General features: G+C 72.7%; 24 protein-coding genes. 11 read left to right on the plus strand and 13 right to left on the minus strand.

What is annotated here, in order from left to right:
• Positions 1-11: 11 nt before the first annotated feature.
• Together pxpB and ACFWPS_RS17110 are read left to right on the plus strand one after the other, a co-directional pair.
• Entirely contained in the window at positions 12-629 is a 618-nt protein-coding gene (gene pxpB / locus ACFWPS_RS17105) for a 5-oxoprolinase subunit PxpB (RefSeq protein WP_383705936.1), read from the plus strand.
• Positions 626-1,495 (plus strand): biotin-dependent carboxyltransferase family protein, encoded by an 870-nt coding sequence (locus ACFWPS_RS17110; RefSeq protein ID WP_383705784.1) that lies wholly within the window; start codon positions 626-628, stop codon positions 1,493-1,495. The genes pxpB and ACFWPS_RS17110 overlap by 4 nt, the downstream gene beginning before the upstream one ends.
• A gap of 37 nt (positions 1,496-1,532) precedes the next feature.
• Here ACFWPS_RS17110 and ACFWPS_RS17115 read toward each other — a convergent pair whose 3' ends face one another.
• Genes ACFWPS_RS17115 through ACFWPS_RS17125 form a run of 3 tightly spaced genes read right to left on the minus strand, consistent with a single transcriptional unit; the run spans position 1,533 to position 4,713 of the window.
• Positions 1,533-2,384 carry an SGNH/GDSL hydrolase family protein gene (locus tag ACFWPS_RS17115; RefSeq protein ID WP_383705786.1) on the minus strand — a complete coding sequence of 284 codons (852 nt, stop codon included), beginning with the start codon at positions 2,382-2,384 and terminating at the stop codon, positions 1,533-1,535.
• Entirely contained in the window at positions 2,381-3,586 is a 1,206-nt protein-coding gene (locus ACFWPS_RS17120; RefSeq protein ID WP_383705788.1) for a glycosyltransferase, read from the minus strand. The genes ACFWPS_RS17115 and ACFWPS_RS17120 overlap by 4 nt, the downstream gene beginning before the upstream one ends.
• On the minus strand, positions 3,583-4,713 hold the full coding sequence (locus tag ACFWPS_RS17125; RefSeq protein WP_383705790.1) for a glycosyltransferase family 4 protein: 1,131 nt from the start codon (positions 4,711-4,713) through the stop codon (positions 3,583-3,585). Before ACFWPS_RS17125 ends, ACFWPS_RS17120 begins: the two co-directional genes overlap by 4 nt.
• Here ACFWPS_RS17125 and ACFWPS_RS17130 point away from each other — a divergent pair.
• Positions 4,615-4,833 carry a hypothetical protein gene (locus ACFWPS_RS17130; RefSeq protein WP_383705946.1) on the plus strand — a complete coding sequence of 73 codons (219 nt, stop codon included), beginning with the start codon at positions 4,615-4,617 and terminating at the stop codon, positions 4,831-4,833. The genes ACFWPS_RS17125 and ACFWPS_RS17130 overlap by 99 nt on opposite strands.
• Positions 4,834-4,941: 108 nt before the next feature.
• Here the strand turns inward: ACFWPS_RS17130 and ACFWPS_RS17135 are convergent, their stop codons facing one another.
• Positions 4,942-6,360 carry a HEAT repeat domain-containing protein gene (locus tag ACFWPS_RS17135; protein ID WP_383705792.1) on the minus strand — a complete coding sequence of 473 codons (1,419 nt, stop codon included), beginning with the start codon at positions 6,358-6,360 and terminating at the stop codon, positions 4,942-4,944.
• 301 nt (positions 6,361-6,661) lie between these two features.
• Entirely contained in the window at positions 6,662-7,054 is a 393-nt protein-coding gene (locus tag ACFWPS_RS17140; RefSeq protein ID WP_383705794.1) for an ankyrin repeat domain-containing protein, read from the minus strand.
• Between the two features lie 340 nt (positions 7,055-7,394).
• Here ACFWPS_RS17140 and ACFWPS_RS17145 point away from each other — a divergent pair, with 340 nt between their 5' ends.
• A complete protein-coding gene (locus ACFWPS_RS17145) occupies positions 7,395-7,589 on the plus strand; it encodes a hypothetical protein (RefSeq protein WP_189268091.1) in 195 nt (64 codons plus the stop codon).
• 37 nt (positions 7,590-7,626) lie between these two features.
• Positions 7,627-9,183 (plus strand): hypothetical protein, encoded by a 1,557-nt coding sequence (locus ACFWPS_RS17150; protein ID WP_383705796.1) that lies wholly within the window; start codon positions 7,627-7,629, stop codon positions 9,181-9,183.
• Positions 9,184-9,308: 125 nt separating this feature from the next.
• On the opposite strand, the gene ACFWPS_RS17155 is transcribed toward ACFWPS_RS17150, so the two are convergent.
• A complete protein-coding gene (locus ACFWPS_RS17155) occupies positions 9,309-10,811 on the minus strand; it encodes a PLP-dependent aminotransferase family protein (RefSeq protein WP_383705798.1) in 1,503 nt (500 codons plus the stop codon).
• Between the two features lie 101 nt (positions 10,812-10,912).
• Here ACFWPS_RS17155 and ACFWPS_RS17160 point away from each other — a divergent pair, with 101 nt between their 5' ends.
• The 4 genes from ACFWPS_RS17160 to ACFWPS_RS17175 all read left to right on the plus strand — a co-directional run bounded on the left by ACFWPS_RS17160 (position 10,913) and on the right by ACFWPS_RS17175 (position 14,391).
• Positions 10,913-11,566: a YitT family protein gene (locus ACFWPS_RS17160; RefSeq protein ID WP_383705800.1), complete on the plus strand. Its 654-nt coding sequence runs from the start codon at positions 10,913-10,915 to the stop codon at positions 11,564-11,566.
• Entirely contained in the window at positions 11,563-12,330 is a 768-nt protein-coding gene (locus ACFWPS_RS17165; protein WP_383705802.1) for a glycerophosphodiester phosphodiesterase, read from the plus strand. Before ACFWPS_RS17160 ends, ACFWPS_RS17165 begins: the two co-directional genes overlap by 4 nt.
• A gap of 41 nt (positions 12,331-12,371) precedes the next feature.
• Positions 12,372-13,718 carry an MFS transporter gene (locus tag ACFWPS_RS17170; protein WP_383705804.1) on the plus strand — a complete coding sequence of 449 codons (1,347 nt, stop codon included), beginning with the start codon at positions 12,372-12,374 and terminating at the stop codon, positions 13,716-13,718.
• Between the two features lie 289 nt (positions 13,719-14,007).
• Complete coding sequence (locus ACFWPS_RS17175; RefSeq protein WP_383705806.1) at positions 14,008-14,391, plus strand: RNA polymerase-binding protein RbpA; 384 nt, start codon at positions 14,008-14,010, stop codon at positions 14,389-14,391.
• Positions 14,392-14,470: 79 nt separating this feature from the next.
• Here ACFWPS_RS17175 and fxsA read toward each other — a convergent pair whose 3' ends face one another.
• The 4 genes from fxsA to ACFWPS_RS17195 all read right to left on the minus strand — a co-directional run bounded on the left by fxsA (position 14,471) and on the right by ACFWPS_RS17195 (position 18,765).
• On the minus strand, positions 14,471-15,034 hold the full coding sequence (fxsA, locus tag ACFWPS_RS17180) for an FxsA family membrane protein (protein WP_383705808.1): 564 nt from the start codon (positions 15,032-15,034) through the stop codon (positions 14,471-14,473).
• Between the two features lie 152 nt (positions 15,035-15,186).
• Entirely contained in the window at positions 15,187-15,981 is a 795-nt protein-coding gene (locus ACFWPS_RS17185) for a polyprenol monophosphomannose synthase (RefSeq protein WP_383705810.1), read from the minus strand.
• Between the two features lie 599 nt (positions 15,982-16,580).
• Entirely contained in the window at positions 16,581-18,188 is a 1,608-nt protein-coding gene (locus ACFWPS_RS17190; RefSeq protein WP_383705812.1) for an amidohydrolase, read from the minus strand.
• 136 nt (positions 18,189-18,324) lie between these two features.
• Positions 18,325-18,765: an Lrp/AsnC family transcriptional regulator gene (locus tag ACFWPS_RS17195; RefSeq protein ID WP_383705814.1), complete on the minus strand. Its 441-nt coding sequence runs from the start codon at positions 18,763-18,765 to the stop codon at positions 18,325-18,327.
• A gap of 267 nt (positions 18,766-19,032) precedes the next feature.
• On the opposite strand from ACFWPS_RS17195, the gene ACFWPS_RS17200 reads away from it, so the two are divergent.
• Positions 19,033-19,491, plus strand: a complete 459-nt coding sequence (locus ACFWPS_RS17200; RefSeq protein WP_383705816.1) for a hypothetical protein — start codon at positions 19,033-19,035, stop codon at positions 19,489-19,491.
• Between the two features lies 1 nt (position 19,492).
• On the opposite strand, the gene ACFWPS_RS17205 is transcribed toward ACFWPS_RS17200, so the two are convergent.
• The gene (locus ACFWPS_RS17205) at positions 19,493-20,596 is read right to left on the minus strand and encodes a phosphotransferase family protein (RefSeq protein ID WP_383705818.1); all 1,104 of its coding nucleotides are present in this window, start codon (positions 20,594-20,596) and stop codon (positions 19,493-19,495) included.
• A gap of 14 nt (positions 20,597-20,610) precedes the next feature.
• The gene (locus ACFWPS_RS17210; RefSeq protein WP_383705820.1) at positions 20,611-21,708 is read right to left on the minus strand and encodes a hypothetical protein; all 1,098 of its coding nucleotides are present in this window, start codon (positions 21,706-21,708) and stop codon (positions 20,611-20,613) included.
• A gap of 146 nt (positions 21,709-21,854) precedes the next feature.
• Between ACFWPS_RS17210 and ACFWPS_RS17215 the strand changes: the two genes are divergently transcribed.
• Positions 21,855-22,106, plus strand: coding sequence for a hypothetical protein (locus tag ACFWPS_RS17215; RefSeq protein WP_383705822.1), 252 nt, complete (start codon positions 21,855-21,857; stop codon positions 22,104-22,106).
• Here ACFWPS_RS17215 and ACFWPS_RS17220 read toward each other — a convergent pair.
• Entirely contained in the window at positions 22,069-23,241 is a 1,173-nt protein-coding gene (locus tag ACFWPS_RS17220) for an acyl-CoA dehydrogenase family protein (RefSeq protein WP_383705824.1), read from the minus strand. The two genes, ACFWPS_RS17215 and ACFWPS_RS17220, sit on opposite strands and share 38 nt — an antisense overlap.
• Between the last annotated feature and the right edge of the window lie 135 nt (positions 23,242-23,376).

A 23,376-nucleotide genomic window follows, 5' to 3' on the forward strand; every position in this document is an offset into this window, starting at 1 on the left:
CGGCCACGCCCATGACGGTCCACCTCGTCGGCGACGACGCCCTCCTGGTCGAGGTCGGCTCCGGCGCGGAGGCCCAGGCCCTGCACGCCGAGTTGCTGCGCCGCCGCGCGGAGGGCTCGCTGTCGGTCCGCGAGATCGTGCCCGCCGCCCGCACCGTCCTGCTCGACGGCCTCGACGACCCGGCCCGGCGGGCCACCGAACTGGCCGCCACCGTGGTCCCGCCCACTCCCCCACGCGCGCGTGCGGCGATCGAACTGCCCGTGCGCTACGACGGCCCGGACCTCGCCGAGGTCGCCGCCCACTGGCGGGTGCCCGAGCGGGAGGTGGCCCGTATCCACGCGGAGACCGAGTTCACGGTCGCCTTCTGCGGCTTCGCGCCCGGTTTCGGCTACCTCACCGGACTCCCGGACCGCTACGACGTGCCGCGCCGGGCCACCCCGCGTACCGCGGTGCCCGCGGGCTCGGTGGCGCTGGCCGGGCCCTACACCGGTGTGTACCCGCGGTCGTCGCCGGGCGGCTGGCAGCTGATCGGGACGACGGACGCGGTGCTGTGGGACCACACACGCGTGCCGGCCGCGCTGCTGGCGCCGGGGACGCGCGTGCGGTTCGTGCCGGTGGGGGAGGCATGACCGACCGCGCGCTCGTCGTCGTACGGGCCGGGGCGCTGACCACCGTGCAGGACCGGGGGCGGCCCGGGTACGCGCATCTGGGGGTGCCCCGCTCCGGGGCGCTGGACATGCCCGCCGCGGCGCTCGTGAACCGGCTGGTCGGCAACGCACCGGACGCGGCCGTTCTGGAGACGACGCTCAACGGGTGTGCCGTGCGGCCGCGTTCGACCGTCGTGGTGGCGGTCGGCGGTGCGCCGTGCCCCGTCGCGGTGGGCGGGCGCCCGGCGGCCTGGGGCGCGCCCCTCGTGGTTTCGGCCGGGGAACTTCTGGAGGTGGGCGCGGCCCGCTCCGGCGTACGGGGTTATGTGGCCGTCTCCGGTGGGATCGCCGTGGAGCCGGTCCTGGGCAGCCGGGCCACGGATCTGCTCTCCGGGCTCGGTCCCGCTCCGCTCGCGGACGGCGACGTGCTGCCGCTGGGCACACCCGTGGGCCCGCACGCGCGCGTGGACGTCGTTCCGCAGCCGTCCCCGCCGGCGGAACTCGTGCTGCGGGTGACGCTCGGCCCGCGGGCCGGCTGGTTCACGCCCGCGGCCGTGCGGGCGTTCACCTCGCGCGCGTACCGCGTGTCGTCGGCGAGCAACCGCATCGGGCTGCGCACGGAAGGGCCCGCCCTGGAGCGGGCCCGCCCCGGTGAACTCCCCAGCGAGGGCATGGTCCTCGGCGCCGTGCAGGTTCCGCCGGACGGCCGTCCGGTGGTGTTCCTGGCCGATCATCCGACCACCGGCGGCTATCCGGTGATCGCGGTGGTCCGCGCCGCCGACCTCCCGGCGGTGGCCCAGGCGGTCCCGGGCATCCCGGTCCGCTTCGTGGCCGTACACCGTCGCTGAACCGCCCTCCAGCCCCCGAACCACCGCGGCGGCCTCGTCACGCGGCGTCGGCGGGCCGCTCCGGCGGCTGGAGGGCGGCGAGCGCGGCGGAGACGGCGGCGGACGCGCTCAGGTCCAGGCGGGCGCTGGTGCCCCTGCGGCGGTGCCGCATCTCGTCGACGGCCAGCCGCAGCAGCTGGGGCAGCAGGTCCCGGCAGCGCCTGATCACCCAGGCGGTGCCGGCCGTGGCCAGCCAGAGGAGGCTCGCCTTCTTCGTCGGCGGCGGGAACTCGGGCTCGGAGGACGGCGCCCTCCCCGTCGCCATCCCCAGCGGGGCGAGCAGGGCGTGGAAGCGGACGGCGAGCTGCCGGTGCCCGCGCTCGCCCGGGTGCAGCCGGTCCGCGCTCCACATGTCGCGGTCGGTGAGCCAGGCGCCCTCCGCCGCGTGCAGGTGGACGGCCCCGTACCGCTCGGACAGGGCGTGCACCACCATGTTGACCGCACGCCCCCGGCGGGCCAGCGGGCGGGACAGGGCGCCCGGCAGCCCCCACATCGAACCGGGGTCCGGCAGACACGCCGTGAGCAGGGTCGCGCCCTGCGCGGTCAGGTCCGCGTAGACCTTGTCGAGCCGTTCGGCCACCGCGTGGATGTCGAAGGTGCAGCGCAGGGTGTCGTTGACGCCTATGACGACGGCGACGATGTCGGGGCGCAGTTCCAGCGCGGCCGGGGTCTGGCGTTCCAGCACGTCCCGGGTCTGTGCCCCGCTGACCGCGAGGTTGGTGAACTCCACCTCCTTCGCGGCGAGTCCGCCGGCCAGCAGCGCGGCCCAGCCGCGCCACCCGTCGCCGGCGGGGTCGCCCACACCCTCGGTCAGCGAGTCCCCGAGCGCCACGAAACGAACCGCTCTCATGCCACGCCCTCCGGCACGACGCGACGGACCGGTGCCGTCGTTCCGTTCTCGTCGCGACGGGACAGCACCGGCGCGTCGTGCGCGGCGAGGAACGCCTCCACGGCCGTTCCCCAGCCGAAGCACTCGGCACGCGCGCGTGCCGTTTCCCTGCGTTCGGCGCAGGGGCGCTCCAGGAGCGTCTCCACGGCGTCCGCGAACGCCTCCCCGCGGTCGGCCGCCGTGGCCCCGGCGGACCCGATCACCTCGGGCAGCGCGGAGGAGGCGCTGGCGACCACGGGCGTCCCGCAGGCCATGGCCTCCAGAGCGGCGAGCCCGAAGGTCTCCGCGGGTCCGGGCGCCAGGGCGACGTCGGCGGACGCCTGCAGCGCGCCCAGGGTGTCCCGGTCGGAGACGTGCCCAAGGAAGGTCACCGGCAGCCGGCGCTCGCGCGCCCGCTGTTCCAGACGCGTCCGCAGCGGCCCGTCGCCGGCGACGACCAGGGTCACCCGGCGGCCGCGCCGTACCAGCGCCTCCACGGCGTCGATGGCGGTGCCCGGCCGCTTCTCCACGGACAGCCGCGAGCACATGACGAGCAGGGCCTCGTCCTCGCGGGCATACTGCGCGCGCAGTGCCATGTCACACAGCGCGGGGTGGCGGCCCGTCAGGTCGACGCCCAGGGGAGCGCGTACGACATTGCGCGCGCCGATGCGGATGAACTCGCGCTCGGCGAACTCGGTGGTGCACACCACGCGCGCGTACGTGTGCGCCGTACGGATGTTGAGCGCGTCGGCGGTGCGCCGGGACATGTTCTCGGACATGCCCCAGGTGCGCAGGACTCCGTCGGCGGTCTCGTGGGAGACCATCACCGCGGGTATCCGGGCGCGCCGGGCCCAGCGGCCGGTCCAGCGCAGGGTGGTGCGGTCGGACACCTCCAGGCGGTCCGGGGCGAGGTGCTCCAGGATGTCCTGCACCCGCTTCTTGTCGACGAGGACGCGGTAGCCGCCGGTGCCGGGCAGCAGCGGGCCGGGCAGCGTGATGACCCGGCCCTGCTCCTCGTGCCGGTCGGAGTAGCGCTCGCCCGGCACGATCAGGACCGATTCGTGCCCGGCCGCCACGAAGCCCTTGCCGAGCTCGCGCAGAGCGGTGCGCAGACCGCCCGAGGCGGGGGCGACGAAGTTGGCCAGCCGGACGATGCGCAGGGGTCCCGAGGAGGTGCCGCTCATGCCGCCACCACCGGCCGGCGCGCGGCGAGCACGTCCTCGTAGTGGCCGATCAGCTGGTCGCCGACGGCGGCCCAGGTGCGGCCCTCGACCGTGGCCCGCGCGGCGAGGCCGAACGCGGCCCGCATCCCGGCGTCGGCGACGAGGGAGGCCACGGCCTCCCGTACGGCACCGGCGTCGCGCGGCGGGACCAGGAACCCGGTGCGGCCGTGGTCGACCAGGTCGATCGGGCCGCCGGCGGCGGGCGCGACGACCGGGACACCGCTGGCCATGGCCTCCTGGACGGTCTGGCAGAACGTCTCGAAGGGGCCGGTGTGGGCGAAGACGTCGAACGAGGCGAAGATCCGGGCGAGGTCGTCGCCGGTGCGGCGGCCGAGGAACACCGCGCCGGGCAGCGCCTCGGTGAGGTGGGCCTGAGCGGGCCCGTCGCCCACGATCACGACCTTCACGCCTTCCAGGCCGCAGACCCCGGCGAGGAGTTCGACCTGCTTCTCGGGGGCGAGGCGGCCGACGTAGCCGACGATGACCTCGCCGTTCGGGGCGATCTCGCGGCGCAGCGCCTCGTCGCGGAACTCGGGGCGGAAACGGACGGTGTCCACACCGCGCTGCCACAGCTGGATCCGGGGCACCCCGTGCGCCTCCAGGTCGCTGATCGAGGCGGTGGACGGGGCGAGGGTGCGGTCGGCGGCGCCGTGCACGGACCGGATCCGCCGCCAGGCGGCCGCCTCGCCGGCGCCCACGTAGGTCCGGGCGTATCCGGCCAGGTCGGTCTGGTAGACGGCGACGGCCGGGATGCCGAGCCGGGCGGCGGCGGCCATGCCGCGGACGCCGAGGATGAAGGGGCTGGCCAGGTGCACCACGTCGGGGCGGTGTTCGATCAACGCGGTGGCGAGCTTGCGGCTGGGGAGAGCCACGCGGACCTGGGGATAGCCCGGGAGCGGAAGGGAGGGGACATGGACGACAGGGCAGGGCGCGGCGGCCGCGGCGAGCCTGTTTCCGGGGGCGGGAGCCGGTGCGACGACGAGGGGAGCGTGACCGCGATCGACGAGGTGTCGGGCGGTCTGGAGCGCGCAGTGGGCCACGCCGTTCACATCGGGGGGAAAGGATTCGGTCACGATGACGACACGCATACCGGTGTTGTCGCCGCGCTGGACGTGGCCGCGTCAAAGTGGATCTTTCCGATGGTTAAACGTCCCATGAGCGTTGGCCTGCACACCCGAGCGGGTCAGCCGGCGTCCACACCCGGCTGACCCGCCGGTCACCGGTTGTTCACCCGGCGGGCGGTCTTCCGCGGATGGAACGTGTGCGGGATCCCCCGTGGTTCCCGTGGTGAAGCAGTTGCGCGTTGCAGTGATATGTCACATGGCGGCCGTGTCCGGTCCGATACGGCTGCGTACGGCCGTCTGCACCTCCGCCTCCTCGGCGGGATCGGCGGCGAGCCGGCGGAGCTGTTCGACGACCCGGGCGTCACCGGTCTCGGCGTGCCGGGCGGCGAGTTCGCGGGTGGTCTCCTCGCAGTCCCACAGGCATTCGACGGCGAAGCCGGTGGCGAAGGAGGGGTCGGTGGCGGCCAGGGCGCGGGCGGCGCGGCCGCGGAGGTGGGACGAGGCGGTCTCGCGGTAGACGTGGCGCAGGACGGGCGCGGCGCAGACGATGCCGAGTCGTCCGGTGCCGTCGACGAGGGTCCACAGCGTCGGCGCGTCCGGGCCTTCACCGCGTACGGCTTCCCGCAGCGCGGCGAGGACCAGTTCGCTGTCCTTGGTGCCGCCCCGGCAGGCCAGCATCCGGCCGGCCGCGGCGCCGAGGGCGTCGGGGCGGCGGGCCCAGCCCCGGGCGCGCTCGACGGCGGCGATGCTGCGCATCCGTTCGAAGGCGTCGACGGCGGCCTCCACCACGGTCGCCGTGCCGTCGGTGACCGCGGCCTCGATGAGGTGCAGCGCGTCGGGGTCGTTGCTGTCGGCGAGGTAGCGCAGGGCGGTGCAGCGGGCTCCGTCGGTGCCGTCCTTGGCGGCCTGGAGGATCTCCGGCCGGTCCTCGGGTCCGGCGACGGCGACCAGGCAGCGGGCGGCCGGAACATGGAGGGCCGCGCCCCGCTCGACGCCCTGCTGGGCCCATTCGAAGACGGCCCGCACGCTCCACCCCGGCCGGGGCCCGGTAGGTCGCATCTGGCGCTGCCAGCGGTCGAAGCAGCCGGTTTCCTGCGCGGCACGCACGCGCGTGCCGATCGATTCGCGGGGATCCTCGGCCCACAGCCGCCAGGGCCGTGGCTCGAAGGCGTCCCGTACGGCGGCGGCCAGCTCGGCCTCGCCCTCGGCGTCCGTGGTGAAGCGCGCGAGCACCGGGGCGGCGAGGGCGCGCAGGCCCGCGTCGTCGTCGCGCAGCGCCAGCTCGTCCAGGGCCCAGGCCCAGTTCGAGCCGCTCGCGGCGTACCTGCGCAGCAGTTCGAGCGCGTCCCGCCTGCCGTAGGAGGCGAGGTGCCCGAGCACGGCCAGCGCGAGGCCGGTGCGTGACTCCTCGGTGTCGAGGACGTCCTCGGGGTCGAAGAGGTGCGCTTCGATGGCGTCCAGCTCGCCGTGCAGGTCGACGTAGAGCCGGGCGTAGTACAGGGAGCGGTTCTCCACCTGCCAGTCGTGGCGGGGGTCGCGGAGCACACAGTGGTTCAGCGCCGCGAGCGCTTCGGCGCGCGGGGCGGTGAGCGCGTGCAGCGTGCCGTCGCCACGGCCCCGCTGAAGCAGGCCGAGCAGCGTACCGCTGGGCGCTATGACCGGATCGAACATGGGAAACAGCCTCACATCAAGCGTCGACGCAACCGGAGAACACGCACTACCTGGCCGCGTGACACAACGTCGGAGCGCCCGCCGTCTCTTGCTTGCTGTAGACCATTTCTCTCTGCCTCTCGTCAGTGGCCCATGCGGGCCGCATCACGGCCCGCGCGGTGCGGCAACACCTGCCCAGCCATCGCGTCCGTGAATCACGACGTCATGATGACTCGGCACTTCGACCTGCCGCGACCGAAATTTCGGCGGCCCTGTACCGCCTCCCCCGTTTTGTGTGTTTTAGCTGATCAGAACAGATGGGTCAGGAGGTACCGAACAGTTCCAGAACCTCCGTCTTGCCGAACATCCGTGCAGTGTCGACGGCCGACGGAGTGCCCGCCGCCGGGTCCGCGCCGGCTTCCACCAGCACCTTGACCACGTCCGTCTCACCCTTGAAGACCGCCCCGGCGAGAGGGGTCTGACCCCGGTCGTTGACCCGGTCCGCCTCGGCGCCCCGGGCGAGCAGTTCGCGCACCGCGTCGGCGTGCCCGTGATAGGCGGCGAGCATCACGAGGGAGTCCCCGCGGTCGTTGGTGAGGTTGGCCGGAACGCCCGCGTCGAGGTACGCCACGAGCGCCTCGGTCCGCCCCTGCCGGGCCAGATCGAAGATCTTGGTCGCCAGCTCCACGACCTCGGGGTCGGGGGCTTCACTCATCGGCCGAACCGCCTCTCCTGTGCGCTGCGGGGACTTTCACGGACTGAGGGAGCGTACGGCAACGGGCGGGCCGTGGGGCCGTACGAGTGAATCGTCAGCGTACTGGCCCAGGGTGAACATGAGCGGATCTGCCCGAGGTAAAGATCACCCCAGTCCCGCCGAACGATCACATTCCCGCACCGGAAGGCGACCAACCCGGTCGGCCCGAGTCAGGAATGATCCACCAATTGGGTGAAATTCCCAGAATTTCACCCAATTGCACCTTTAATCGTATGGATACCTGCTGTGATCCTGGAAGAACTCATGGTGACTGTCCCCCTTCGACACCAGGAGACCTCAAATGATCCTCTCCATCTCAGGCGTCATCGTGCTCGGCATCGTCGTCTTCCTCTTCTTCCGCAAGGACGGACTGAAGCCGTCGCACGCCACGGTCTCGGCGCTCTTCGGCTTCTACCTCGCGAGTACGGCCATCGCGCCGAGCATCAAGGCAGGCGGCGAGAGCCTGGCGAGCCTGCTCGGCGGCATCAAGTTCTGACGCCCCTCCCGCCCGTACGCACCGTGAGGAGACAGCAGTGGCCCGGCGCCCTCTCCCCCGCATTCTGAGCAACGGCGGCGCGCAGCTCGCCCGGAGCCGGGAGCTGGCCCGGACGGCCGCCGACAGCGCCACCGACGTACTCCATCCGCTCATCACCGTCTCGCGCGGGCTGCGCCGGCTGGCCTCGGCCGGGCGGCGCAGGTGGGCGGAGACACCGAAGGACAAGCGTGGGCCACTGCTGTTCCTGGTCGCCTCGGTCGTCCTGGTCGTGGCGCTGGTGCCGTACGGCCCCCTGCTCGCCGTCATCACCCTGATGGCGGCGAGCGCCTGGCACGGCCGTGACCACGCCCCGCCCCCGCCGAAGGGCCCCGACGAGTCGCAGACCCAGCGGCTCCAGTCCCTGTACGAGGCCCTGGTGCCGTACTTCTCGGCCGCCGAGGACCCGGCGCCGCTGTACGCACACGGCGGGGAGTGGGAGAAGGCCTTCCTCGCCCACGAGTTCGACGACGCGGGCCGCCTCGGTCAGCTCCTGCTCCGCTACCCCGCGTACTTCCCGGACGGCGAGCCCGAGGCCCGCACGCGGATCGAGCAGCTGCTCACCGCGAAGTCCGGGCGGGGCCGCGAGTACCACTTCGCGTGGGACGAGGAGGGCAACCGGCTCACGGTCACCGTCCTCGCCCCGCTGCCCACCGACATCGCCGCCCAGCGGTTCGTCACCGCGCCGGGCGAGACGGTCCTCGGGTTCACCGACCCCAGCGAGGTCCAGCGCACACTCCCGCTCGCGTACGGCGACGCGCAGCGTGACGTACCGCCGGTCGTCTGGCGCACCGGCGCCCGCTCCACCGAGCCGCACCTGCTGGTCATGGGCCGCCCCGGCAGCGGCACCTCGACCCTGCTGCGCTCCGTCGCCCTGCAGGCCCTCCGGTACGGCGACGTCCTCATCGTCGAGGGCGGCGGCACCGGCGAGTACCTGTGCCTCGCCGGCCGGGACGGGGTCCTCGCCGTGGAGTGCGGGCTCGCCGGGGCGCTGGCCAGCCTGGAGTGGGCCGCGAACGAGACGGAACGGCGGCTCATCGCGCTCAACCGCGCGCGCCAGGCGGGCCATCCGCCGCCGGACGACTGCCGGCGGCCCCTGTGGATCCTCCTCGACCGCCCGAGCGCCTTCGTCCATCTGGCCTCGGCGGACGGCCACAAGGACCCGCAGGCCCTCCTCCAGGTCCCCCTCCGGCACGGCCGCGCGGCGAACGTCACCGTGGTGGTCGCCGAACAGCTCGACAGCGCGGACGTGCTGAGCGAGGCGGTACAACAGCACACGCGCGCGCGTGTCGTGCTGGGACCGGCGCTGCCGGACGAGCTGGCGGCGGCACTGGGGGCGCCGCCGCACACGACGCCGTTGGCCCAGGTGCCGCCGGGGCGGGGGTATGCACGGCTGGGGCACGGGCCGGTACTGCGGCTCCAGGTGCCGGCGACGCCGGATCCGTACGACGACGCGACGAGCGAGGTGGACCGGGAAGCGGTGCTGGCCTTGCTTCCGCCGAGGAGTGGGGTGGTGGAGCAGGCGGTGCCACTGGAAGCTGCGGTCGCCGAGGGCTGAGGCGAGGGTGAGGACGCTCACCAGCGCCGGGCGGGTGCCGCCCGCGGCCAGTAGATCTTCGACTGCGGGCCGGTGGGGGGTGGTCGCGCAGTTCCCCGCGCCCCTTGCGGGGCGCTTCGCGGCCCCTACGCCACAAAAGTCCGCGGTGCCTCGCCGTTCCCCCCACTCGCCCCCGACTCCACCAGCCGCGCCGCCGCAGCCAGTCGCGCCGCCGCCTCCTCCGCCACCGCTCCCCCCACGGTGAACGGAAGGCGCACATAGCCCTCGAAGGCCCCGTCGACCCCGAACCGCGGACCGGACGGGACGCGTACCCCCACCCGCTCCCCCGCCTCCGCCAGCCGCGAGCCCGACAGGCCCCCGGCACGGACCCACAGGGTGAGCCCGCCCTTGGGCACCTCGAACTCCCACTCCGGCAGCTCCCGCCGCACCGCCGTCACCAGCGCCTCGCGGTTCTCCCGGGCCTGGGCCCGGCGCAGCTCGACGGCCTGGGCCCAGCCCCCCGTGCTGAACAGCCAGTTCACCGCCAGCTGCTCCAGCACCGGCGTGCCCAGGTCGGCGTAGGCCCGCGCGGCGACCAGGCTGCGGATCACGTCGGGAGCCGCCCGGACCCAGCCGATGCGCATGCCCGCCCAGAACGCCTTGCTGGCCGAGCCGACGGTGATGACGGTGGAGCCCGCCGGGTCGAAGCCGCACACCGGGCGGGGCATCTCCACGTCGTCGTCCAGCCACAGCTCGCTCATCGTCTCGTCGGCGACCAGCACCGTGCCCGCCGAGCGGGCCGCGTCCACCAGCCGGCGCCGCTGGTCGTCGTCGGCGAGCGCCCCGGTGGGGTTGTGGAAGTCGGCGACCACGTACGCGATGCGGGGCGCCGCCTCCCGCAGGACCTGGCGCCACCGGTCCAGGTCCCAGCCGCCCAGTCCCTCGGCCATCGCCACCGGCACCAGGCGGGCGCCCGCCTCCCGCATCAGCTGGAGGATGTTGGCGTACGACGGCGACTCGACGGCGATGCGTTCGCCGCGGCCGCCGAAGAGATGGCAGATGGCGTCGATCGCGCCCATCGCCCCGGTCGTGACCATGATCTGCTCGGGCATGGTGGGGATCCCGCGCGCCGTGTAGCGCTCGGCGATCATCGAGCGGAGGACGGGGAGTCCGGCCGGGTAGTCGCCGTGGGTGTGGGCGTACGGCGGGAGTTCCTCCAGGGCGCCCTGGACCGCGCGGGTCAGCCACGGCTCGGGGGCCGGCAGTGCGGCGCAGCCCAGGTCGATCACCGAGCCGAGCGCCTCGGGGGGCAGGGGTTCCAGGCCGCGGGCCGGGAGCGGGTTGCCCGCCGGGACCGCGGTCCAGCTTCCCGCGCCCCGGCGTGACTCCAGGAAGCCCTCCGCGCGCAGCGCCTCGTAGGCCGCCGCCACCGTCGTACGGCTGACGGACAGGGCGAGGGCCAGTTCGCGTTCGGCGGGCAGCCGGGCGGCGACCGGGACCCGGCCTTCCAGGACCAGCAGCCGGATACCGTCGGCGAGGGCGCGGTAGGCGGGCGGACGCCGGGTGCCGGGGCCGGCCGGGCGGTCCTGCTGCGAGTTGAGCAGCCGGGCGAGCTGTGCGGCACCTACCGCCGAGGTCCACTGCGCCATGCGAATCAGTCCACCTTCCCCGAATTGGCCATGGATGGCTCTCCCCGTCAAGCCACAGAGTGACATGAGCCAGTCCACCTTTACCACCAGGGGGGTATCCCTTGTCCACGCAAGGCCGTCTCGGGCGACGGTTGGTCCAGCTCTATGCGGGACTCACGCTGTACGGCGTGAGTTCCGCGCTTCTCGTCGAGGCGGGCCTCGGGCTTGAGCCCTGGGGCGTGCTGCACCAGGGGCTCGCCCGGCACTCCGGGCTGAGCATCGGCACGGTGTCGATCGTCGTGGGGGCGGCCGTGCTCCTCCTGTGGATCCCGCTGCGCCAGCGGCCGGGCCTCGGCACGGTCTCCAACGTCTTCGTCATCGGCCTCGCCATGAACGCCGCACTCGCCGTCGTCCCCGAGGTGCACGGGTTCGCGGTGCGGATTCCGCTGATGGCGGCCGGCATCGTGCTCAACGGCGCGGCGACCGGCCTGTACATCGCGGCGAGCTTCGGGCCCGGTCCCCGGGACGGCCTGATGACGGGGCTGCACCGGCGCAGCAGCCGGTCGATCCGGCTCATCCGGACGGCGATCGAGGTCGTGGTGGTCGTCACCGGGTTCGTGCTCGGCGGCACCGTCGGCGTCGGCACCCTGCTCTACGCCGTGTCCATCGGCCCGCTCGCACAGCTGTTCCTGAAGGTGTTCGCCGTCCCGGCGGCATCCGGCCGCAGCACGATCGTTGCCACGGGGTCACCCGAGCGCGCCATACTGCCCAAGTGAGCACGCCGATACGCCATCCGTACCTGGACCACCCCGGCCCCATCGCCTTCGCCCATCGAGGCGGCGCCGCGGACGGCCTGGAGAACACCGTGGCGCAGTTCCGGCGGGCGGTCGAGCTCGGCTACCGGTACATCGAGACGGATGTGCACGCCACGACGGACGGCAGGCTCGTCGCCTTCCACGACGACACCCTGGACCGGGTCACCGACGGGGCCGGCCGGATCTCCGACCTGCCGTGGGAGGACGTACGGCAGGCGCGCGTGGCCGGCCGCGAGCCGCTCCCCCTCTTCGAGGAGCTGCTCGAGGAGTTCCCGGACGTCCGCTGGAACGTGGACGCCAAGACGGAACCGGCCCTGCGGCCGCTCCTGGAGCTGATCGAGAAGACGGACTCCTACGACCGGGTGTGCGTCGGGTCGTTCTCGGAGGCGCGGGTGCTGCGGGCGCAGCGGCTGGCGGGGCCGCGCCTCGCCACCTCGTTCGGTACGCGCGGTGTGGTCGGGCTGCGGCTGCGCTCCTGGGGACTGCCCGCGGCGGTGCGCCGCTCGGCGGTCGCGGCACAGGTGCCCGAGTCCCAGTCGGGGGTCCCGGTGGTCGACCGGCGCTTCGTGCGCGCCGCCCACGCACGCGGGCTGCACGTCCACGTGTGGACCATCAACGAACCCGAGCGGATGCACCGGCTCCTGGACCTGGGGGTCGATGGCATCATGACCGATCACATCGACACGTTGCGTGAGGTCATGCGGCAGCGCGGCGTCTGGTTCTGAGACGCGCGCACGGCACTGCTGCGGGAAAGGCGAGGGCACGGGTGGGCACCGAGACCGTGCGGACGGAGGCCTGGGACGAGGCCGCCGAGCTGCGGCGCGAACAGCGCGGGTGGTACTTCTACGACTGGGCGTGCTCGGTCTACTCGACGAGCGTCCTCACCGTCTTCCTGGGCCCCTACCTCACCTCGGTCGCCGACCACGCGGCGGACGCCGACGGCTATGTGCATCCGCTCGGCATCCCGGTCCGGGCGGGCTCCTTCTTCGCCTACTCGGTCTCCCTGTCGGTGGTCCTCGCGGTCGTGCTCATGCCCCTGGTGGGCAGCGCGGCCGACCGCACCGGCCGCAAGAAGCAGCTGCTCGGCGTGGCCGCGTACACCGGGGCCGCGGCGACGACGGGCATGTTCTTCCTGGACGGTGACCGCTACCTGCTGGGCGGGCTGCTGCTGATCGTCGCCAACGCCGCCCAGTCCGTCGCCCTGATGCTCTACAACTCCTACCTCCCCCAGATCGCCCCTCACGAGGAACGCGACACCATCTCCTCCCGGGGCTGGGCCTTCGGCTACGCGTCCGGCTCACTGGTGCTGATCGTCAACCTGGTCCTCTACTCCGGGCACGACTCCTTCGGCCTCTCCGAGACGGAGGCGGTCCGCATCTGCCTGGCCGGGGCGGGCCTGTGGTGGGGCGCCTTCACCCTCGTACCGCTGCGGCGGCTGCGCGACCGGGGCGGCCGGAAGGCCGGCGCGACGGCGCCGGGGCTGCGGCAACTGGCGGCGACCGCCCGGGACATGCGCCGCCATCCGCTGACGCTCTCCTTCCTGCTGGCATACCTCATCTACAACGACGGCATCCAGACCGTGATCTCCCAGGCGTCCGTCTACGGCTCCGAGGAACTCGGGCTCGGCCAGTCGACGCTCATCGGCGCGGTCCTGCTGGTGCAGGTGCTGGCCGTGGCGGGCGCCCTGACGATGGGGCGGCTGGCCAGGACGTACGGGGCGAAACGCACGATCCTGGGATCACTGGTGGCCTGGACGGTGACGCTGGCGGCCGGGTACTTCCTGCCGGCCAGGGCACCGGTGTGGTTCTTCGTCCTGGCGGGCGGCATCGGCCTCGTCCTGGGCGGCAGCCAGGCCCTGTCCCGCTCGCTGTTCTCGCATCTCGTACCGCCCGGAAAAGAAGCCGAGTACTTCGCGGCGTACGAGATGAGCGATCGGGGGATGAGCTGGCTGGGACCGTTGTTGTTCGGGATCACCTACCAGCTGACCGGAAGCTACCGCTCGGCGATCATCTCGCTGGTGGCCTTCTTCGTCATCGGGTTCGCGCTGCTGGCGCGGGTACCGGTGCGACGGGCGATCAGTGAGGCCGGCAACCCGGTTCCGCAGAAGGTCTAGAAGATCCAGCGGGAAGATCCAACAGAAGATTTAGCGTTCAACGCGGAAGGGCGGTAGTGTACGCGTTTGGCCTGCCAGGCGTACCGTTACTGCGCGTCAAAGATGCCGAAACGCTGGGTGACATCTGTTAGCAGATGTGACAAACCGGGCGCCGGTGGGTACAACAAGGGGCGGCTACGACGGCGACGCATGACCCGGAACGGGAATCTTTACCGCCGACCGGACGTTGACCGGATGACGACGACAGCGACACCTGTCCTGTGGGCGACAAGCCCGGGAGGCACGATTCATGAGTGAGCGAGCTCTTCGCGGTACGCGCCTCGTGGTGACCAGCTACGAGACGGACCGCGGTATCGACCTGGCCCCGCGCCAGGCCGTGGAGTACGCATGCGAGAAGGGGCACCGCTTCGAGATGCCCTTCTCGGTCGAGGCGGAGATCCCGCCGGAGTGGGAGTGCAAGGTCTGCGGGGCCCAGGCACTTCTGGTAGACGGCGACGGCCCTGAAGAGAAAAAGGCCAAGCCCGCGCGTACTCACTGGGACATGCTGATGGAGCGGCGCACCCGTGAGGAACTCGAAGAGGTCCTTGAGGAGCGTCTGGCGGTTCTGCGTTCCGGGGCGATGAACATCGCGATACACCCCTGGCACCGCCCCATGCCCCCATTTTTCGTGTAAACGTAAGCCAACAAAACCCCCGTGGCCGCCGTACGTTCTGTGAACGTACGGCGCCCTCGGTTGTCCCGTGCAGGGATCATCAGCGCGTCAGCGGCGGCCGCTCTCCTGTCGGCTCGTCCCCCGGCTCGGGGCCGTCGTTCCGGATCACCTCACCCTGGACCACCTTGCCGTCCGGGCGGTGCATGCGGGCCTGCTGGAACGCGTCGCCCAGGGTGCCGGGGGCGGCGGCGCGGAGTCTGCGGTCGAGGGTGCGTTCCGCGAGGCGGGAGACCGCCTTCTGGACCGGCGGCAGCAGGAGCAGCAGGCCGAGGGCGTCGGAGACCAGGCCGGGGATCATGAGGAGCAGGCCGCCCAGCATCATCAGACCGTTGCCACCGCCGCGCTCCGGGGAGCCGCCGCGCTGGATCGCCTCGTTGAGGCTCTGGAAGGCGCGCCGACCGGCGCGCTTGATGACCACGGCGCCGGCGACGAAGCCCGCCACCAGCAGCAGGAAGACGGTCATGCCGCCCGCCGCGCCGGCGACCACCGTCAGCAGCCAGATCTCCAGCACCAGCCACACCGCGACACCCAGCGGCAGGTATCTGCCGAGCCGGGAGCGCCGGGGCCGGGTGGTGTACGGAGGGGTCTGCGCGCCAGTCGTCATGCACCCAGTGTGCCTGGGCCCGGCTCAGTGCGGCATAAGGGGATGATCAACCGGAACTGTGAGGTTCGCCGGAGTCCGCTGAGAGGGCTGCCCTTGCGGGCGCCGGAGGGGCCGGCCCTTGCGGGCGCCAGGAGAGCCGGCCCTTGCGGGCGCTAGGAGGGCTTGCCCTTGCCCGTCATCTTGCCCACCCGGTCGGTGACGCCCCACGAGGTGACCCGCCACAGCGCCTCGACGAGGATGTCGCGGCTCATCTTGGAGTCGCCGAACTCCCGCTCGACGAAGGTGATGGGCACCTCGACGACCTGGAAGCCGGCCTTGATCGCGCGGCGGGCCAGATCGACCTGGAAGCAGTAGCCCTGCGAGGCGACCTCGTCCAGCCCCAGGCCCTCCAGGGTCTCGCGGCGGAAGGCGCGGTAGCCGCCGGTGATGTCCCGGAGCGGGAGGTCGAGCGCGAGACGGGAGTACAGGGAACCGCCCCGGGAGATGAACTCACGGGACTTCGGCCAGTTGACGACCCGGCCGCCGGGCACCCAGCGGGAGCCGAGCACCAGGTCGGCGCCCTTCAGCGCGGTCAGCAGCCGGGGCAGTTCCTCCGGCTGGTGGGAGCCGTCGGCGTCCATCTCGATGAGCACGCCGTAGCCGTTGTCCATACCCCAGTGGAAGCCCGCGAGGTAGGCGGCGCCGAGGCCTTCCTTGCCCTTGCGGTGCAGCACCTGGACGTGGTCGTCCTCGGCGGCCAGTTCGTCGGCGAGCTTGCCCGTGCCGTCGGGGCTGTTGTCGTCGGCCACCAGCACGTGCGCCTCGGGGACGGCCTGGCGCACCCGGCCGACGATGGACTTGATGTTCTCCGCCTCGTTGTACGTGGGAATGATCACCAAGGCCGTGCCGAGCGGGCCGAACCGCCTCCCCTGGGCCTGTGCCGCGAGGGTCCCGTCGCCGTCGTTCACTGCAGCCCCTTCATGTCGTACGCAGGGGACCACCATAGTGGCCGCGGCCTGCGCTGACGCGACAGCTCGTTCGTATGGTGGTGTCGATTCCGCAAGAACGGGGTAAGGATGCCCGTTTCGGGTGGCCGTCATCCGCGCTTTCGCCACCGTGTTCCCCCGCCGGGCCACTTTGTTCCCCTGCGCAGCCACTCTCCTCCCCTACGGATGGGGGCCCGGCGCCCTTCGGGCCGACCTGGGACCCGCTGGCTGCGGGTCGACCGAAAGCCGTTGTCTACTGAGCGTCCGGGCCCCACCCGGGTCACACCTCCCGACCGGCCCGAACGTTCCCTCGTCGGCGCGGGCGCTGAGCCTGGCTCCCAGTGACGGTGCCCCGGTGCGGCACACCGTCCCTGACCCAGCGGCGCTGCGACGAGTGCGCGAACTGTTCCCCGGTCGGGCGTCCGGTGGTGGACTCGGCCGAACCTACCGGCCCGCTGCCGCTGGCTGTCAACAGCCGTTTGACCTGCGAAAACGACCTCAAAGCCCTGGTCAGGGCGGAGGATGCGCAGGTCGCGCGACGGGGCGGCGGCCGTCGATCACGGCCGCGCCACCCCGGGAGATCACTCGCCCGGTCGTACGAACACGGTCCGGCCGCCCACCACGGTGCGCAGACAGACCGGCAGCTCGCGGCCGGGGGTCAGGTCGGGCAGGCCGGGAGTGCCGGAGCGCGGGTCGGTGGACCAGCGGGCGACCCGGTCGTCCGGCGCCTGCACCACCAGTTCGTCGGTGCGCCAGACCGCGTAGTCCGCGGGTGCGCCGGGCACCAGGACGCCCGCGTCGTCCCGGCCGATCGCACGCCAGCCGCCGCGGGTGTGCGCGGTGAACGCGGCGCGTACCGAGACCCGGTGCCCGGGCGTGTGGTGGAAGGCGGCGGCCCGCACGGTCCCCCAGGGATCGAGCGGGGTGACGGGGCTGTCGGAGCCGAAGGCGAGCGGGACCCCGGCCTTGAGGAGGGCGGCGAACGGGTTGAGGGTGCGGGCCCGCTCGGCACCGAGCCGCTGGGCGTACATGCCGTCCTCCCCGCCCCACAGCGCGTCGAAGGCGGGCTGTACGGAGGCGATCAGGCCGAGCTCGGCGAAGGCGGCGATGTGCTCGGGGGTGAGCATCTCGGCGTGCTCGACGCGGTGCCGGGCGGCACGGACACGGGCCAGGCCGACCTTGTCGGCGGCGGCGCGGACGCCTTCCACGACGGCGGTCACCGCGGCGTCGCCGATGGCGTGGAAGCCCGCCTGCAGGCCCGCCTCGGTGCACGCGATGACATGGGCGGCGACGGCGGCCGCGTCCAGATAGGCGGATCCGGTGCTGTGGCCCGCGTCGGCGTACGGCTCGTGCAGGCACGCGGTGTGCGAGCCGAGGGCGCCGTCCACGAACAGGTCACCGGCGGCGCCGAGCGCGCCCAGCTCCCGCGCCTTCTCGGCGTCCTCCTCCGCCCAGTAACCGACGACCCGCGGGCCGGACGCCTCGGCGGCCAGCCGCAGCAGCCCGGTGAAGTCGTCCTCGGAGGAGATCTTCGGCCCGCCGCACTCGTGCACGGTGCCGATACCGAGGGAGGCCGCGTGTGCGAGGGCGGTGCGCTGGGCCTCGGCACGCTGTGCGGGCGTCACGGCCGCGAACGCGGCGGCGCGTACGGCGTGATGGGCGTCGCTGATGAGCGGGGCGTCCTCACGAGGCACCGCGCCCGGGACCAGGTCCAGCAGGGCCGTGGTGACGACCGCCGAGTGGACGTCGATACGGGAGAGGTAGAGCGGACGTCCGCCGGTGGCCGCGTCCAGCTCGGCGCGGCTCGGCGGGCGGCCGCCGGCCCAGCGGGAGGCGTCCCAGCCGTGCCCGAGCAGGACCCGGTCGTCCGGACAGGTGGCGGCGAAGTCCCTGACCAGCGCCAGCGCCGCGGCCGGCGAGCCCGCGCCGGACAGGTCGAGGCCGGTCAGGGCGAGCCCGGTGGACGTGGTGTGGACGTGGGAGTCCGTGAAGGCGGGGGTGACCAGAGCCCCGTCCAGGTCGACGACCTCGTCGACGCCGTCCGCGAAGGCGTCGGCGGCCCCCTCGGACCCGACCCAGGCCACCTGCCCCCGCTCCACGACCATCGCGGTCGCGAACGGATCGGCGGGACTGTGAACCTCGCCGCGACGGAGAAGAACGGTCTTGGGTTCGGACGCGCGCTCACTCATGAAGAACAGTTTCACCCCTGTCACCGACGCCTCTGGACGGGGGGCGCCCCAAACGCGCCCCGTCAGGGGCGCGGGGAACTGCGCGACCAGCTACAAATCACCCGCACGCGACGAACGACCGACAGCTCAACGGCGCTCAGATCTTCGGCGGCCGAGCCTCGTACGGCGTCGAAAGGACCACCGTCGTCCGCGTCGACACCCCCGCCAGCGTGCGCAGCCGCGCCAGCAGCTCCTCCAGTTCGTGCGGGGTCGCCACACGCACCTTGAGGATGTAGTTCTCGTCGCCCGCCACGCTGTGGCACGCCTCGATCTCCGGCACGCCGGCCAGGCGGTCCGCGATGTCGTCGGGGGCGCTGGGATCGAACGGTTTCACCGAGATGAACGCCGTCATGGGCAACCCCACGGCCTCCGGGTCGACGACCGCGGCATAGCCGCGGATGACGCCACGCTGCTCCAGCCGGCGCACCCGCTGGTGCACGGCCGACGTGGACAGACCCGTGGCCTTGCCCAGGTCCGTGTAGCTCATCCGCCCGTCCTTGACGAGCAGCTGCACGATTTGACGGTCCAGCTCCTCCATGGCGCAAAAACTACAGTGCGCCTGATCTCCACGGATAGTTCAGCGGCCCAGGTCATGGCCGGTTCGTGATGTCAGGGAGAGCAGGCTGTGAGCCGCCTGAGGGACAAAACGACCGCAGCGGGCACCTGCGTTCGGCATGTGACGAACGCCACAGCCCTCGAACGGGCTCCGTGATGTCCTCGTGATTACCGCCGAGATCGGACGGGAAGTGCTTGCTGTGGTCGAGGCCGCAGCGCCGTAACGGCCCAGCCCGAGGGGGAGTTACCCATGCAGAGTCTTAAGCGCCCTGGTCGTACCACGCCCAAGCGCCCGCAGTTGGTGGTCGAGCCCGAGCCGGAGGGCGTCGAATCCGACCTCTACGAGGCCGAGGAACTGGACGCGTACGACACCTTCGAGATGTTCCGGGTGATCTGCCCGGACTGCACGCAGTCCATCGCACTGCTGGCGGACGAGGAGTTCCTGCCGGAGCACGCGCTGTGCGCCTCGCCGTGGAACCCGTTCGGTCTCACGGTCTGTGCCGGTACGGGCCGCGCGGCGGACGACGCGCCGTCGGCGGACGAGTCGGTCGCGCCGCAGGAGCAGGACACCGCCCTCCTGCTCACCCTCCCGCAGGGTCTGGACTGGCGGACGCAGCCCTTCTCGCACGTCGGCGGCCCGGGCTCACGTCCGATGCGCGTACCGGCGATGCGCCACGGCGGCATGGTCGTCAGCCGTCAGGCCGCCTGAGTCACCGCACCGCATCCCAGTACCTGCCCTGCACCATGGCCCGCAGGCTGCCGTGGTGCAGGATCAGCGTGTCCGGATCCGCGGGGACGGCGGCCTCTCCGAAGTACACCTGCCGGTAGGCGACGCGCAGCATGACGATCGCGTGCCGCAGGGCCGCGTACAGGGTGTAGAAGTCCATGTCCCGCGGGGTGTGGCCGGTCAGCCGGGCGTAGCGGGCCTCGACGTGGTCGCGGCGCAGGAACCCGGGCAGCCCCCGCTGTCCGGCGGCGGCCGTGAGATCCTGGAAGAAGCGGTGCAGGTAGACGGTCCAGCCGAGGTCCACCTCGCGCGGGGCCGGTGCCGCCATCTCCCAGTCGAGGACGGCGACGGGGTCGAAGCCGTCGTAGAGAACGTTCCCGATCCGGGCGTCGCCCCAGCAGAGGACCGGTGTGCCGGGCTCGCGCGGCCACAGGTCCGCCAGCCGGTCGAAGGCGGCCTCGATCAGGGGTGAGCGGGCGAGTCCGGCCACCACCCAGTCGTAGTAGCGCCGTTGGGACTCGACATGCCGGTCCAGCGCGTCGCCGCCCCCGGGGAGGGCCAGGAACTCCAGCTCGTCCAAGGGGACTTGGTCGTGCAGCCGGGCCAACAGGCCGACGGAGGCGGCTTCGAGGTGCTCTCGTTCGGCGTCGGTCGCCGCGTGCAGCCAGTTCCCCTCGTAGGTGTAGGGCATGACGTCGGGCGGGACGCGCCCCTCGACCCGCTCCATCACGAAGAAGGGCGCGCCGAGCGGTCCGGGGTCCTCCTCCAGCCACAGGACGCGGGGCACGGGCACGTCCGTGCGGTCGGCGACCAGCCGCATGGTGCGGTACTGGCGGGTGAGGTCGTAGGACGGGAAGACCGTGTACGCCGACGGGTCCGCCGCCAGCCTCAACGCGCAGGCATGCAGCGGCGGTTCGGGGTGCTCGATCTCGAAGAGCAGGGTCTCGCTCGACATGCCGTTGGAGGCGGGGACCGTGACGCCGACGGCCTTGGCGCCCGGGAGCCGGGTGTCCAGCCAGGCGGTCAGCCGGCGTGTGAGGTCCTCCGGGTCGCGCGTCGTGGTGCGTGGGCGCGGTTTCGCCGTCATCCCGGCCTCCTCCTTCAGGGCGCCACCGAGTCGAAGCCGGTGAAGCCGCTGGGATCGTGTCTGCCGAACGAGCCGTGCTCGAAGATGCCGTGGCCGATCTGTCCGTCGAGGCGGAAGCGGGCCGAGTGGTCGGTGACGCCGTAGGCCGCGCGCGGGTGCGGCGCGGTCAGGTCGTAGGTGCGGCGGTCCGTCCAGGCTCGGCCCTGCCAGGTGCCGTGCTGCCAGTCGTCGGCCGGCGGGTAGCCGGCGCCGACCGCGAGCGGCGAGGAGGCGAGGATCTCCACCTCCAGTTCCCGGGGTTTGCGCGGGTCGCCGAGGTGGACGACGGCACGCTCGGGGTGACGGGTGCCGGACCGGTAGGTGATCTCGGTGTTCGGCCAGCCGAGTTGGCGGTCGCGGTGGCCCGCGCGGACCAGCGTGGCGTCGTTCAGGGTGCGGTAGCCGTCGGCGTCCTCCTGGGTGACGACCATCAGGAAGCGGTCCTCGAAGCGGACGGGGCTCCAGATCCAGTGGAAGCCCTCGGTCGGGTGCTCCGCGGCGAGCCGCCCGCCGTCCTCCCCCGGGATCGGGCGGACGCCCCAGCTGCGGTCCCGGGTGCCGGTCCAGCCGGCCGGGTCGACGCGGTACTCCTCCCCGCCGGCCCGGATCACCCCGGAGACTCCCCCGGCCTGCACGAACCTGCGGCCCTCCAACGTCAGCCGGTCGCCCCGGCGCTGGAGGTGGTGCGGCTCCCACAGGGCCGGGAAGTCGGCGGTCCACGTGAGGTCGTAGCAGACGGAGTCGTCGCAGCGGAGACGGAAGCGCCGGAGCGGCTCCTCGACCTCGATGCGCAGCGGGCCGACCGCGAGCCGCATCCGGTCGTCGCCCAGGGCGTCCGCGGCGCGGACCGCGTGCAGGGTGTCCCCGGTGCGCAGGGTGGCGTAGGCGTCGATCACTCCGACGTTCGGGTAGACGCCGAGGCCGAGGATGAGCAGGGCGCGGCCGTCGTGGTCGAGGACGTGGAAGATGCAGCGGTCGTAGGCGTTCCGGTCCCCGGTGGCGACGTGCTTCATGGAGAGCGGGACCTGGTGCACGGGGTACTCGTCGAGCGGCACGGGACGGTCGTCGGCCATGGCAGGCCTCCCCGGAGGCTGGAGACGGTCCGGCTGACGGTACGTCAGAAAACGGGGAGAGACCAGATCCGGGAGCGGACGTCCACGAACTCACGCACGATTCGGGAGATCGGTGACCAGGGCGGCCGCCGCCGCGTTGGCCGGGCATGACGACCACCTACACCGCTCTCGGCCGTCAGAGCCGGATCTTCGTGCCTCCGCCCGTGGCGTCGCTTCCGCCGCCCCAGCCGCAGGATCCGCCCATCTACCGCGATCTGCTGCGGACCTGGGCCGACCGGGGCCGCGCCCTGCCGGGCCGCCACGACCCGGAGTGGGTCAGGCTGGCGGCGCCGACGGTCACACGCGGGCAGTTCAGCGAGTTCAGCGACTTTCCGGCCCCGCCACATGACGGGCGATGACCATCCGCTGGATCTGGTTGGTGCCCTCGACGATCTGCAGGACCTTGGCCTCGCGCATGTAGCGCTCGGCCGGGAAGTCCGCGGTGTAGCCGTAGCCGCCGAGTATCTGGACGGCGTCGGTGGTCACCTTCATCGCGGTGTCGGTGCAGTGCAGCTTGGCCATGGCGGCCTGCTTGGCGAACGGGCGGCCCGCGTCGCGCAGCCGGGCCGCCGCGAGGTAGAGGGCCCGGCCGGCCTCGATCTGGGTGGCCATGTCGGCGATCATGAAGCGCAGGCCCTGGAAGTCGGAGATGGGGTGGCCGAACTGCCGTCGCCCGGTGGCGTAGCCGACCGCCTCGTCCAGGGCCGCCTGGGCCACGCCGATCGCGCAGGCCGCGATGCCGAGCCGGCCGGAGTCCAGCGCCGAGAGGGCGATGGCGAAGCCCTGGCCCTCCTCGCCGAGGCGGCGGTCGTCGGAGACCCGGACGTCGTCGAAGTGGACCTGGGCGGTGGGCGAGCCCTTCATGCCCATCTTCTTCTCGGGCACCGCACCGCTGAGGCCCTCGGCGTCGCCGGGGACCAGGAAGGCGGTGATCCCGTGCGAGCCCTCGGCGCCGGTGCGGGCCATGACCGTGTAGAAGTCGGCGATGCCGCCGTGCGTGATCCAGGCCTTGGTGCCGTTGATCACCCAGGAGTCGCCGTCCCGGACGGCCCTGGTGCGCAGGGAGGCCGCGTCCGAACCGGAGGCCGGCTCGGAGAGGCAGTAGGCGCCGAGCAGTCCGCCGCCGAGCATCGCGGGCAGGTGCTCGACCTGCTGCTGCTTGGTGCCGTAGGCGGCGAGCGCGTAGCTCGCGAGGGTGTGCACGCTCACGCCGAGGCCGACGGTGAGACGGGCCGCGGCCAGCTCCTCCAGGACCTGGAGGTAGACCTCGTAGGGCTGGTCGCCGCCGCCGTACTCGGAGTCGTAGGGCAGGCCGAGCAGGCCTGACCCGGAGAGCAGGGTGAAGACCTCGCGCGGGAAGCGCCCGGTGTCCTCCTCCTCGGCCGCCTTGGGCTCGATCTCACGCCGGGCGATCTCGCGGACCAGCGCGAGCAGGTCTCTCGCCTCGTCCGTGGGCAGTTGACGCTCCACCGGCTGCGGGTCGCGGTCGGACATGGCGTCGGTCTCCTCCCTGTCGGGCAGCAGCGGTCACGGCCCGCGGGATAGGGGCTGCTCCGCCTGTCGTTCGAGTGCGGCCGAGGTCGGCGTTCCGGGTCTCGGAAGCTGCTGACCTGCGGCTGCGCAGTGAGT

The organism is Streptomyces sp. NPDC058457, from assembly GCF_042720695.1.
Classification (GTDB): domain Bacteria; phylum Actinomycetota; class Actinomycetes; order Streptomycetales; family Streptomycetaceae; genus Streptomyces.